This window comes from Pseudomonas sp. MG-9 (assembly GCF_018729515.1).
Classification (GTDB): Bacteria; Pseudomonadota; Gammaproteobacteria; order Pseudomonadales; family Pseudomonadaceae; genus Aquipseudomonas; species Aquipseudomonas serboccidentalis.
Genome location: NZ_JAHHZH010000001.1, coordinates 802,399 through 814,693 on the forward strand (window position 1 = coordinate 802,399; position 12,295 = coordinate 814,693).

At 61.1% G+C, this 12,295-nt stretch carries 9 protein-coding genes and 2 pseudogenes; 10 read left to right on the forward strand and 1 reads right to left on the reverse strand.

Annotation, left to right across the window (positions count from 1 at the left end; genetic code table 11):
- Window positions 1-8 precede the first annotated feature (8 nt).
- Genes KKQ10_RS03665 through KKQ10_RS03680 form a run of 4 tightly spaced genes read left to right on the forward strand, consistent with a single transcriptional unit; the run spans window position 9 to window position 5,807 of the window.
- A complete protein-coding gene (locus tag KKQ10_RS03665; protein WP_215500224.1) occupies window positions 9-1,139 on the forward strand; it encodes a LuxE/PaaK family acyltransferase in 1,131 nt (376 codons plus the stop codon).
- 1 nt (window position 1,140) lies between these two features.
- On the forward strand, window positions 1,141-3,543 hold the full coding sequence (locus tag KKQ10_RS03670) for an acyl-CoA reductase (RefSeq protein WP_215500225.1): 2,403 nt from the start codon (window positions 1,141-1,143) through the stop codon (window positions 3,541-3,543).
- A 48-nt stretch (window positions 3,544-3,591) separates the two neighbouring features.
- On the forward strand, window positions 3,592-4,884 hold the full coding sequence (locus KKQ10_RS03675) for a phenylacetate--CoA ligase family protein (RefSeq protein ID WP_215500226.1): 1,293 nt from the start codon (window positions 3,592-3,594) through the stop codon (window positions 4,882-4,884).
- Complete coding sequence (locus KKQ10_RS03680; RefSeq protein ID WP_215500227.1) at window positions 4,881-5,807, forward strand: GNAT family N-acetyltransferase; 927 nt, start codon at window positions 4,881-4,883, stop codon at window positions 5,805-5,807. Before KKQ10_RS03675 ends, KKQ10_RS03680 begins: the two co-directional genes overlap by 4 nt.
- Before the next feature lie 47 nt (window positions 5,808-5,854).
- Here KKQ10_RS03680 and KKQ10_RS03685 read toward each other — a convergent pair whose 3' ends face one another.
- Window positions 5,855-6,382 (reverse strand): hypothetical protein, encoded by a 528-nt coding sequence (locus KKQ10_RS03685; protein WP_215500228.1) that lies wholly within the window; start codon window positions 6,380-6,382, stop codon window positions 5,855-5,857.
- Between the two features lie 380 nt (window positions 6,383-6,762).
- Here KKQ10_RS03685 and KKQ10_RS28690 point away from each other — a divergent pair.
- The 6 genes and pseudogenes from KKQ10_RS28690 to KKQ10_RS03710 all read left to right on the forward strand — a co-directional run.
- Window positions 6,763-7,893 (forward strand): annotated as a pseudogene (locus KKQ10_RS28690) (HAMP domain-containing protein); the annotation flags it as partial.
- Between the two features lie 333 nt (window positions 7,894-8,226).
- A pseudogene (locus KKQ10_RS28695) lies at window positions 8,227-8,754 on the forward strand (methyl-accepting chemotaxis protein); the annotation flags it as partial.
- A 276-nt stretch (window positions 8,755-9,030) separates the two neighbouring features.
- Entirely contained in the window at window positions 9,031-9,477 is a 447-nt protein-coding gene (locus tag KKQ10_RS03695) for a DUF411 domain-containing protein (RefSeq protein ID WP_127647067.1), read from the forward strand.
- The gene (locus KKQ10_RS03700; RefSeq protein WP_215500230.1) at window positions 9,477-9,911 is read left to right on the forward strand and encodes a YqaA family protein; all 435 of its coding nucleotides are present in this window, start codon (window positions 9,477-9,479) and stop codon (window positions 9,909-9,911) included. The genes KKQ10_RS03695 and KKQ10_RS03700 overlap by 1 nt, the downstream gene beginning before the upstream one ends.
- 86 nt (window positions 9,912-9,997) lie before the next feature.
- On the forward strand, window positions 9,998-11,062 hold the full coding sequence (locus KKQ10_RS03705) for an alpha/beta fold hydrolase (RefSeq protein WP_215500231.1): 1,065 nt from the start codon (window positions 9,998-10,000) through the stop codon (window positions 11,060-11,062).
- Between the two features lie 13 nt (window positions 11,063-11,075).
- Complete coding sequence (locus tag KKQ10_RS03710; RefSeq protein WP_215500232.1) at window positions 11,076-12,029, forward strand: D-2-hydroxyacid dehydrogenase family protein; 954 nt, start codon at window positions 11,076-11,078, stop codon at window positions 12,027-12,029.
- The last annotated feature ends 266 nt before the right edge of the window (window positions 12,030-12,295 follow it).

The following is a 12,295-nucleotide window of genomic DNA, read 5'->3' on the forward strand; positions in this document are numbered from 1 at the left end:
GACATTCGATGACTCGATTCCCCCATAGCGATGCGCTTTGCGCGTTGCCGCAACCCTATTGCCCCGATTCAGTCCCCCCGGGGCTGTTCAATCAGGCCATGACCGAAATAACCCGGTTCCATGCCAGCCACACGCCCGGTTACGCGCACTGGTTGAGTACCCACGCGATCGACATCGATGCGCTGGACACACTGGATGACTGGTCGCAGCTACCGCCGATTTTCGCCAGTTTCTTCAAACAGCATGTGTTGCTCAGCCCCACTGGCGAAGACGCCCTGGAGCTGACCTCTTCGGGCACCAGCGGGCAGAAAAGTCGCATGCGCTATGACACTCGCAGCCTCGCGGCGGCGCAACACATGGTCGAACGGATATTCGCGCAGTACGGCTGGATCACTCCGCACGCGCCCTGCAATTACCTGCTGCTGAGCTACGAGCCAGAGCAGACGATCACGTTGGGCACCTCCTTCACCGATCAATTCCTGTGCCGCTTCGCCCCCGTCAATCGGGTGGTGTACGCATTGCGCCATAACGGCGACGGTCATCAGTTTGATCTGTTCGGAGTGATCGCGGCCTTGCAGGCATTTGCCGAAGAAGGTCTGCCGGTGCGCATCTTCGGCTTTCCGGCGTTTCTTTGGGAAACCCTGCAACGCATGCGCGCCACCGGCGTGGCGGATGTGCGATTGCCGGCGGGATCGCTGGCTTTTTTTGGCGGCGGCTGGAAAACCCGCGCCGCCGAAGAGGTCCCCAAACAGCAGTTGTATGCACGCATCCAGCAGCAACTGGTCATCAATACCGAGGACTGTCGCGATGGTTATGGCGCGGTCGAACACGCAGTGCCTTATATCGAATGCGCTCATCATCGGTTTCACGTACCGGTCTATTCGAAAGTGTACGTGCGCAGCCCGCAGGATTTTTCCGTCCTGCCCTATGGCGAGCGCGGCCTGTTGAACCTGGTCTCTCCCTACATTTCCTCAAGTCCCGCGCACGCGGTGGTCATGAGTGACCTCGCCACGCTGCATCCCGGTACACATTGCGAGTGCGGACTGTTCAGCGACTGGTTCGAACTGCATGGCCGCGCCGGTACCGGTGCCGCCAGAAGCTGCGCCATGGCCGCGTCTGAACTGCTGGGGAGGCACTGACATGTATTTGATCAACGGACAACGGCACACCGACCGCAACCTCGACAGCGCCTTGCAGCAACTTCAGCTTGAGCTGCCGCAACGGCTGCAGACGCCACTTTCAACCAGCACGCTGTTGGCTGCCGCCAAGGCCTTTGCCGGGTGCCTGCAACATCACGAACTGGAGTTATCACTTGATGCCGGACAACGCCAGGCGCTGATCGACTTCTGCCAGCCTTGCGCGCTGCAAGCCAAACTCGACCGTGAACTCGGTCTGCAACCCGATTCACTGCGCCGCATCGACTATCGACAATCTCGCTTCGAGCGCTGGAGCCCGCTGGGTCTGGTGGTTCACATCACACCGGCCAACGCTCCGTTGCTGGCGTTCTGTGCAGTGCTGGAAGGTTTGTTGAGCGGTAACGTGAACTGGTTGCGTCCCAGCAGCAACGACGACGGCTTTACCGCACAATTGCTCCAGGCCTTGCTCGAATGCGATCCGAGCGGGCAACTCAAGCACTACGTGGCGGTGTTGCCAGCGACCACCGGCCAAATCGGCCAACTGTGCAAACACGCCAACGGTGTTTCGGCTTGGGGTGGCGAAAGCGCCTTGCACGCCATCCGCCAACAACTTCCGGCGGGGTGTCGCTGGATCGATTGGGGGCACCGTATCAGCTTCGCTTACCTGACCCCGGACGCCGTCACGCCAACGGTACTGGACGCCATCGTGGATGAAGTCTGCCGCCTAGACCAGCAAGCCTGTTCCAGCCCGCAATGGCTGCTGATGGACAGCGACGACACGGCGGTGTTGAACGATATCGGTACTCAACTGGCCGAAGCGTTCGAACGCCGCGCCGGACACTGGCCGGCCCTTACGCCGAGTGCTGAAGAGGCCTCACAAATCACCACCTGCACGGCGATGGCGCGGCTGGCACAGAGTTTTGTCGGGCAGACTGGCCGGATCTGGAGCACACCCGGCTGGCGAGTAATCTGGAGCCATGACCGCCAGCTGGAACCTTCTGCGCTGTTTCGCAGCCTGCTGCTCAAACCCGTGCCCCGCGAGCAGCTCACGACTACGTTGCTGCCGTGGCGCAATGTGCTGCAAAGCTGTGCCTTGCTGTGTCCCGAAGCGCAGATCGCCGAGCTGTCACAGACGTTGATCGCCAGCGGCGTCACCCGCATTGCCCCGATCGCGGCCATCCACGATGGCTACGACGGCGAACCGCATGACGGGGTCTATGCCTTGCAGCGCCTGAGTCGCCGGGTGTCAGTCAGCCTGGCGCCGACCACGCTGGCAACCCACGCCACGCTTGATCGCCAGCCCTCACCGCCCGTGCTGACAGGCCTGCCGATCATGAACAAGGACACCTTCGCCAGTCAGCCAGTCGACCCGGCGGCGCAGCTGTATTTTCGCTCCGGCGGCAGCAGCGGCACCCCGGCGCTTTCGGGCTTCAGTTACCACGATTTCCAGCGCCAGATGCGTGCCACCGCCGATGGCCTGCTGGCGGCGGGCCTGGACCCGGCGCGAGACCGGGTCATGAACCTGTTTTTCAGCGGTGGGCTGTACGGTGGATTCTCCAGTTTTGCCAAGGTGCTGGAACAACTGGAGGCCAGCCACTGGCCGATGGGGGCTCCGGCGGACGACGATTACCATGAGATCGCGCAACTGATCGTCGATCAACGGATCACCGTATTGATCGGCATGCCCGCCACGCTGCACCGGCTGTTTCTCAACGAACAACAGACGCTGCGGCACTATGGCGCCATCGACAAAGTCTTTCTCGGCGGTGAACACCTGAGTGAGCCGACCCGCGAGTTGCTGCAAAGCTGCGGCGTCGGCCTGATCCGTTCGGCGATTTACGGCAGCGTCGATGCTGGCCCCTTGGGTCATGCCTGCCACGCCACGGCGGATGGCGTCTTCCACCTGATGAGCGACATTCAGCATCTGGAGATTGTCGATTTTGAGCAAGACACACCGGTCGGCGCTGGCGAATCCGGCCGTCTGCTGGTGACCTCCCGGGCACGCCAGGGCCAGTCGGTGCGGCGCTATGACATCGGTGACCGCGGGCGTTGGCTGTCCGGCCCGTGCGCCTGCGGTCTGACTTCGCCACGCTTTGAACTGCTGGAGCGCCACGGCAAGTTGCTGCGCATCGGCACCGATTTCATCTCGTTGGCAACGCTGGCGCAACACCTGCAGACGCCGTTTCAACTGGTCCTCGATCACGGCCCGGAAGGCCTGGAACGCATGTGCTTGCGCTGCCCATTGCCACCGCAAGACACCCAACGACGACTGCACAACTACCTGACGCTCACCACGCTGGTTGAGACCGGATTGCTCACGGTGGACGCCGAACAGTGCGCCGTCGAGCACTTTTCCCGAAACAAACACAGCGGCAAGACGCCGTTACTGATCGATAAACGCCGCTGAACGCACAGATCTGCACGCGGCCCACCGCCACCTTTCAAGAATAAAACCATGAACACCATCATTGAATTGAACACCTTGCTCGGCTTCACTCGCCAACATTCGGCGTATTGGCGCGAACATTTCACAGAGGTCGCAGCGCACATCAACGCATTGACCGAACTGCCCTTGATCGACCCTGAGCAATACTGGTGCGGCAGCCAGAACCCGGACCAGTGGCCGGTATTGACCGGCCCCCTGCACGATGCGCTGGTTTTCAAGACCGGGGGCACCACCGGTTCAGGCAAACTTTCACTGTTCACCCGCACTGAATGGCAAACCCTGGTGCGCGATTTTGGCAGCCACCTCACAGCACAGCTGACCCCCGGCGACCGGGTTGCCAATCTGTTTTTCGTCGGCGACCTGTATGCCAGCTTCGTGTTCGTCCACGACGCCTTGGCCCATGTCCAGACACCCGTCAGCGAGTTCCCCTTCACCGGGGACGTCGACAACAGCGCATTGGCCGACTCGATCGCGGCCTACCGGATCAACGTGCTGGCCGGCGTACCGGCGCAACTGCTGAAGTTTGCCACCTGGCTTGAACGCCAGTCCCGGACCCTGGAGGGTGTTGATACCCTGCTATACGGGGGTGAAAGCCTGTTTGGCGCACAGCTGCAATTGCTTCACCGGGTATTCCCCAACGCACGCATCGCGTCGATCGGCTATGCCAGTGTCGACGCAGGCCTGATCGGCATCAGTGCCCGCGATTGCGCCCTGGGCGAGCACCGGATGCTGGAGCGTCACAGTGTGTTGGAAATCATTGATGAGGCGACCGGTGAGGTCATTGAAGAATGTGGTCGCAACGGGCGACTGGTTCTGACGAATCTGACGCGTCGCCTGATGCCGGTGATCCGCTACCCGGTTGGCGACCTGGCCTGCTGGCGCGAACCGTCCGGCACGCCAATGCGCAAGTTCGCCCTGGCAGGCCGCAGCATGCACAGCCAGCGCGTACGCGTGGGTGTGCTGAGCCTGGACACAGGGCATGTCGGCGATCTGGTGCAAACCATTGGCAACAGCGACGACTGGCAACTGGTCATCGAGCAGGAGGGGAATAAAGACCTGCTGAGCCTCAGATGGGTACCGACCCTGCGAACGCGTGACATCCCCCTGGCGAGCTCAAGGCTGCGCAGCGCGCTGATCGACCAATACCCGCTGATCAAAAACCTGCACGACGATCAGTTGCTCGACCTGCAGGTGATCGCTTTCACAAACGATGAGCTGACTTGTCATCCGCGCTCCGGCAAACGCCAGCGGATCGTCGACCGACGGGCATATGGCGCCCCATGCCAGAGGCAGAGAGGATGAACCCGGTGACCCTGCGCCGCTATCGCATCACCGATGCGCCGGCGGTCAGTGGCCTGTTTCGGGAAATTTATGGCGATCATTACGTTCAACCGCACGTTTACCTGCCCTGCATGATCAGCCAAAACCACTGCAACGGTCGCTGGCACTCACTGGTGGCGCTGGTAAACGACAAGATCCGTGGACACGCCACCTTGTTTCGCCAGACGACCTGTCACTCATCGACCGCGGAGCTGGCGCTGAGCGTGGTGCACCCGGACACGCGCGGGCAGAACATTGCCACGCAGTTGGGCCAACAGTTGCTGATTCATGCACAAGCGCTCGATTGCCGGGGTGTCACGATCAAACAGGTGACGCAGCACCCGTACACCCAACGCATGGCTGCCAGTCTGGGGTTTCACAGCTGCGGATTGTTGCCGGACTACGTGCCCTCACCGTTTGGCGGGCCGGGACGCGAGACAATCGTTATCGGCTACTGCAGCATCGACGGTTATCGACGTCCGCTCCCCGCGCTGGTCTGGCCCGCAGCGTGTCGCGAACTGATGCTGCATCTGCAAGCCGTCTTTGGCATCGCAGACAAAACCCCACCCTGGAAGGGGCCGAAGGTGCATTTCGAACACGTATCGGGGCGTTACGACGTGACGCTCAAGGCATTGGATGACAACCTGCTCAAGCAATTGGGGCAACTGCCTGCGCACTGGCTGACGTCAATCCGGCTGCGGCTCGCCGAGGGATTTGCCAGCGCGCTGGACAACTTGACTGCAGTGGGTTTCACCTTCACCGGGGTTATTCCCGATGATCGCGGCGAAGGCTGGCTGGCGCTGTTTCATCGCGGCTATCAGCCCTGCGCGCTGACCTTGCACTGCCCGCACATGCAGCACCTGCAGGATCAGGCCCGGGAGCTCGGTGAAATGAATCAGAACTGAAATGAAAACGGCCCGCCCAAAGGATGAGCGGGCCGCAGAGAGTCGGCTTATGCCTTGGCCTTGACGCCTTGGTCCACAGGCTTGGGCGCGTTGCCTTCACCGTAGGTTTTCAGGTTCTGCAGAACGTAGATCGCCTTTTTATATTCGGGGATCAGGTTCTTGCCGTAAGCGTTGCCATTGAGGCCATTGCTCTGAATGGCGTCGAGCTGTGTCGCGAAGTACTCCAGCGCGTTGAACTTGGCATCAACGTCTTTGGTCACGCCGAACCGATCGAACTTGTCGCCCGCATTGAGCAACGTGAAGGAAGTGATTTCAGAGATCAGCCCACGGCCACGCAGGAATGCACTCAGGTTGCCCAATTGCTTTACCGAGGTGTTCGCCGGATCGAAACCCTTGAGATTCTTGCGCAGGCCCTGCTTGTCCATTTCCGCGGTGTTCAGCGCGTTCGGGTCATTACCGACCAAGGTCAGCATCTGCTGCACCTTGACGCTCTGAGCCACCTGTTTTTTTGCGCCCGTGTTGCGAACCAGCACCCCTGCCTTGCTCTCCCAGCCGCCGACAATGCCGATCGTCATGAGAAGACTCCCTGTGAAATAACCATGAAATGTCCTGATGGACCACTCGAATGCCGGGGAGTATCTACCGGCCAACTAGTGGCACCAACCCTTTTAGTGCTGTCGCTTACAATTTTTGTACATTCTCGATACAAATCATGACAAGCGTGCTGTCTCGGGCATTTCCGGTGATTACTCAAACGCCCCCGTTGAATTTTTCAGCCCCCGCACTGGCCGGTCAATGTGTTTGTATCAGCGCCGATACCTGCCTTTGGTCAGCCCCGCGATTTCTTGCACGAAAGTACCTAAAGCTTCCTCGTGCGCCGACGATACGCTGGTGTTACCCCGCCGTTTTTCCCCGACTCCACAATAAGAAATCGCAGCTCAAGGACCGGTATCCCATGCCCGCATTCCGCACCATTCAGGCTCGCTACACGCTGTTTCTGGTTCTGTTCATCCTGCTGCTGTCGGTACTGACCGTGGTCGGTATCAGCCAACTGGTCGCGCCCAAGCTGCGTCATACCGAAGAGCAGGTGGTGCTCAATCGCATCGCCGAAGTCGCCGAGCAGATTCAGGGCGAACTGAACAAAGTCCAGGCGCAGCAGCGCAGCATCACCCAGACCATTCCCCTGCTCGACAGCGCAGCCATCGACACGGTATTGCCTGGGCTGGTCGACCAATATGGCGAGCTGAAAGTGTTTGGCGGCGGGATCTGGCCGTTGCCGGGCCAGCGTGAGGCCGGGCGCAATAAATTCAGCACCTTCTGGCACCGCGATGCCTCGGGAAAACTGGCGGTGAACACCTTCTGGAACAGCGACGCGGCGCCCAACTACTACGACCAGAGCTGGTACAAGGGCGGCATGCAGACCCCGCGCGGCCAGTGCGCCTGGGCTGCGGCTTATAAGGATGACGCCAGTGCCGAGCCGCGCACCAACTGCGCCATGGCGATCCAGAAAAACGGCAGCGTCTGGGGCGTATCGACCATCGACGTGACCCTGGGCTTCTTCAATGATCTGGTGGCGCGCAAGGAAAAGGACCTGAATGCCGAAATGTTGATCGTCGAGGCCGACGGCAAAATCATCATCAACAGCTCGCGCATCAGCGGTCCGATCGTGCTGAAGAACATCAGCGAACTGGCCGCCAGCTCGACCTTCGCCAGCCAGGTCAAGGCCGGTCTGCAGAATCGCGAGCAGGCGCAACGTGTCGAGTTCGACAATAACGGTGAGGCCAGCACCTTCTTCATGCGCCCGATCGAGGGCACGCCGTGGTTCCTCGCCACCGCCTTGCCGACCAAAATGCTCACCGCTCAACGTGACGATGTGCTGAGCACCCTGAGCCTGTTGCAAATTCCACTGGTGATTCTGCTGGTGCTGTTGCAGGTCTATGCGATCCGCCAGTTGGTGTCGCGGATGAAAGCGCTGAAAGCCAACATCGACTTGCTGTCCAGCGGCGATGCCGACCTGACCCGACGCATCACCATCCGCGCCGAAGATGAACTCGGAGCCATCGGCCACTCGGTCAACACGTTCATTGCCTACCTGCAAAACATGATCGGTGAGGTGACCCAGGCCACCGGCGCGATGGCCTCGAGCCTCGACGACCTGCAACGGACGTCGGCCCACACCAGCCAGATCCTGTTGCGTCATGCGTCGGAAACCGATCAGACCGTTACCGCCATCACCGAAATGAGTTCGACCGCTGACAGCGTGGCGCAGAACGCGGCTGAAACCGCCGCCTTCACTCAACGCGCCAACGAAAACGCCGACCGTTCGCGAGTGGTGGTCGGCGAAGCGACCAACAGCGTGGTGGCGTTGATCGACGAAGTGGCCAGCGCCACCCAGAAAGTCGAGAACATGCAGCAGGACGCCCAACGCATCACCGAGATTCTCGGGGTGATCGGCGCAATTGCCGGGCAGACCAACCTGCTGGCACTCAACGCCGCCATTGAAGCAGCCCGTGCCGGGGAACAGGGGCGCGGTTTTGCCGTGGTCGCCGATGAAGTGCGCGCCCTCGCCGCCCGCACCCAGGCCAGTACCTCGGAGATCAACGAAATGCTCACCCGTCTGACACAAGGCGTGAGTTCGTCGGTCAGCGCCATGGAAAACACCCAGGCCAGTTGCCAGTCCGCCGCCGACGCCACGGCGCGGGTCAACTCGGGCCTGGATGAAATGGCCGGCTCGGTCAGCCACATCAACAGCCTCAGCACGCAGATCGCCACCGCTGCCGAGCAGCAAAGTGCGGTGACCGAAGAGATCAACCGCAGCATGGTGCAGATCCGCCACATGGTCGAAGAACTGGTGCAGAGCGGCCAGACCAGCGAACTCAACACCCGCCAGTTGCTGGAAGCCAACAGCCGGGTCAGCGCGATCATGGGGCGCTTCAAAGTCCGGTAACCCACCATTCTCCTGTAGGAGCTGCGGCACGCTGCGATCTTTTGATCCTGGTTCACAGAATCAAAGTCAAAAGATCGCAGCGTGCCGCAACTCCTACAGGGAATCGTTTCGTATCTGACAGATTTGTAATGTCTCGCTCAGCAGGCTGTCAGGCCTGACCGACGATCATCCGGCCAGCCTGCCTTGTATCAACTTGAAACACTCCGTTGATGCCGGGCAGGATAATCCGGTCAAAATGCTTTCCTTTTTGACTGTCATCCCAGCCGAGACCTCATCATGCGAACTTCCCTGCGACTGGCCGCCCTGAGCGCCCTGCTCCTGTCCTCCCTGGCCCAGGCCGCCGACCTGATCCCGATCGAAGTCCATCGCGACGCCAATTGCGGCTGCTGCAAAAAATGGATCAGCCACCTCGAAGCCAACGGTTTCAAAGTCGAGGACCACGTCGAAAGCGACATGAGCAGCTTCAAGCAGCAACACGGCGTGCCACCGCGCCTGGGCTCGTGCCATACCGCGCTGATCAACGGCAAGTTCGTTGAAGGCCATGTCCCGGCTGAACAAGTGCTGGCCCTGAGCAAACGCGACGACCTGCTGGGCGTGGCCGCACCGGGTATGCCGATGGGCTCGCCGGGCATGGAAATGGACGGCATGAGCGATGCCTATCAGGTGATCGGCCTGAAGAAGGACGGCACGGATGTGGTGGTGGCGGACTACCCGGCCCACTGATGGCCGTCGGTTACGTCGGGCTGTTCGCGGCGGCGTTCGGCGCTGCGACGCTGTTGCCGTTGCAATCCGAAGCGCTGCTGGTCGGCCTGATCGTCAGTGAGCGTTATTGGCTGTGGGGGCTGCTGGCCGTGGCGACGCTGGGCAATGTGCTCGGTTCGCTGGTCAACTGGTGGCTGGGACGCCGCCTCGAGCGCTTTCAGGATCGGCGCTGGTTTCCCGTCAGCGCGAAACACATGGCCACTGCGCGCCAACACTACGAGCGTTACGGGCACTGGTCGCTGCTGCTCAGTTGGCTGCCGGTCATCGGTGATCCGCTGACCCTGATTGCCGGCGTCATGCGCGAGCCGCCCGGGCGCTTTCTGTTGATCGTCACCGTCGCCAAGGGTGCGCGTTACGCCGTGGTGGCGATGTTGACGCTGGGCTGGCTCGGTTGAACATTCCGGCGTTACGGTTGCCTGTGGTTAACGTCGCCCTAATCCGGGCGTTCCAGCATCGGCCGATTTCAATGGAGTTCGCCCTTATGTCCGTCACGCTATCCCGCTGGCTGCCCGGCCTGTTCCTGACTGCCGCTTTGCCGCTGTTTGCCCATGCCGCCGCGCCCGTCGAAGCGGCGCCCGGCGCAGCCCCGAACGATGCCCCGACCTATGGCCCCGAGCTGCAAGGCTTTCAATATCCCTACACACTCAAGCACTTTGCCTTTCAGTCTCAGGGTAAATCCCTGCAAATGGGTTACATGGATGTCGCCGCCCACGGCAAGGCCAATGGCCGTACCGTGGTGCTGATGCACGGCAAGAATTTTTGCGCCGCCACCTGGGACAGTTCGATCAAGGCCTTGAGCGAGGCCGGTTACCGGGTCGTCGCCCCGGATCAGATCGGCTTCTGCGCTTCCAGCAAACCCGACCACTATCAGTACAGCTTTCAGCAACTGGCGACCAACACCCAGCAACTGCTCAAGGCACTGGGCATCCAGAAAGCCACCCTGCTCGGCCACTCCACCGGCGGCATGCTCGCCACCCGCTATGCCCTGTTGTTCCCGGATCAGGTCGAGCAACTGGCGCTGGTCAACCCGATCGGTCTGGAAGACTGGAAGGCGCTCGGCGTGCCCTGGCGCACCGTCGATCAGTGGTATCAGCGTGAACTGAAAGTCACCGCCCAAGGCATTCGCGACTACGAGCGCAGCACTTATTACGACGGCCGCTGGAAGCCGGAATTCGACCGCTGGGTCGACATGCTCGCCGGTTTGAGCAATGGCCCGGGCAAAACCCAGGTGGCGTGGAACTCGGCGCTGATCTACGACATGATCTTCACCCAGCCGGTGTACTACGAGTTCAAGGACTTGAAGATGCCGACCCTGTTGCTGATCGGCACCTCCGACACCACGGCCATCGGCAAGGACCTCGCCTCACCCGAGGTCAAGGCGAAGATCGGCCACTATGATGTGCTCGGCAAGCAGGTGGCCAAGCTGATCCCGCAGTCGACACTGGTGGAATTCCCCGGCATGGGCCACGCGCCGCAGATGGAAGAACCGGCGAAGTTTCATCAGGCCTTGCTGGGCTGGCTGAACAATACCAATCCCGTTCGTTGATGAGGTAAGGCTGATGGCGGTGCAGATTGCAGTGATTGATGACTGGCAGGACGTGGCACGGGACGTGGTCGACTGGTCGGCGCTCGACAGCATCGGTGAAGTGACGTTTGTGCATGAGTACCCGGCGGACAACGCCGCCCTGGCCGAACGACTGGGCCCGTATCAGGTGATCTGCGTGATGCGCGAGCGCACGCGTTTCGACCATGACCTGCTCCAGCGCCTGCCCAACCTCAAGCTGCTGGTCACCGGCGGCATGCGCAATGCGGCGCTGGACCTGCAGGCGGCCGCCAGCCTCGGGATCAAGGTCTGCGGCACCGACAGCTACAAGCACGCGGCACCGGAACTGACCTGGGCGCTGATCATGGCCGCCACGCGCAATCTGGTGAACGAAGCCAATTCCCTGCGTGCCGGCGGCTGGCAGCAAGGGCTGGGCGGTGATCTGCATGGCAAGACCCTGGGCATCCTCGGGCTTGGCAGCATCGGCCAGAAGGTGGCGAAATTTGCTCAGGTGTTCGGCATGCGCGTGATCGCCTGGAGCGAGAACCTCACCGCCGAACGCGCCCAGGAATCCGGCGTGACCTGCGTCAGCAAGCAGCAACTGTTCGAACAGGCCGATGTGCTGTCGGTGCATCTGGTGCTCAGCGAGCGCAGTCGCGGGCTGGTCGATGCGCAGGCGCTGGACTGGATGAAGCCGACGGCGCTGCTGGTCAACACCGCTCGCGGGCCGATCGTCGATGAAGCGGCGCTGATCAAGGCCTTGCAAAAACAACGCATCGCCGGGGCCGCACTGGATGTATTCGATCAGGAACCGCTGCCCGAATTGCACCCGTTTCGCACGCTGGACAACGTGCTCGCCACGCCGCATGTGGGGTATGTCAGCCGGCAAAACTATGAGCAATTCTTTTCGCAGATGATCGAGGATATTCAGGGCTGGGCGGCGGGGAGTCCGGTTCGCCTGTTGAACTGACCGCAATTTCTCGTTGCGGCGCGCCCACCGACGCCATCGCGAGCAGGCTCACTCCTACACATTGCAATGCGTTTCTCTGTAGGAGTGAGCCTGCTCGCGATAAGGCCCGCACAGACACCCCATCAACAAACTGCCCGCACCACAACAGTGCGCCCTCCCTTTTCGCTAGCACAAAATCGTGACCGACCAGTCACCGTTTTGGCCCTTTCAAGCAAAAAAACCTGCCCTTCGTCGGTGCGTTCGCACCTGGACACCACGACTTTCGT

Excerpts from the sequence above, each read along its gene's own strand:
- KKQ10_RS03665 (WP_215500224.1), top strand. The coding sequence starts at position 9 with ATGACTCGATTCCCCCATAGCGATGCGCTTTGCGCGTTGCCGCAACCC.
- KKQ10_RS03670 (WP_215500225.1), top strand. The coding sequence starts at position 1,141 with ATGTATTTGATCAACGGACAACGGCACACCGACCGCAACCTCGACAGC.
- KKQ10_RS03675 (WP_215500226.1), top strand. The coding sequence starts at position 3,592 with ATGAACACCATCATTGAATTGAACACCTTGCTCGGCTTCACTCGCCAA.
- KKQ10_RS03680 (WP_215500227.1), top strand. The coding sequence starts at position 4,881 with ATGAACCCGGTGACCCTGCGCCGCTATCGCATCACCGATGCGCCGGCG.
- KKQ10_RS03685 (WP_215500228.1), bottom strand. The coding sequence starts at position 6,382 with ATGACGATCGGCATTGTCGGCGGCTGGGAGAGCAAGGCAGGGGTGCTG.
- KKQ10_RS03695 (WP_127647067.1), top strand. The coding sequence starts at position 9,031 with ATGCGAACTTCCCTGCGACTGGCCGCCCTGAGCGCCCTGCTCCTGTCC.
- KKQ10_RS03700 (WP_215500230.1), top strand. The coding sequence starts at position 9,477 with ATGGCCGTCGGTTACGTCGGGCTGTTCGCGGCGGCGTTCGGCGCTGCG.
- KKQ10_RS03705 (WP_215500231.1), top strand. The coding sequence starts at position 9,998 with ATGTCCGTCACGCTATCCCGCTGGCTGCCCGGCCTGTTCCTGACTGCC.
- KKQ10_RS03710 (WP_215500232.1), top strand. The coding sequence starts at position 11,076 with ATGGCGGTGCAGATTGCAGTGATTGATGACTGGCAGGACGTGGCACGG.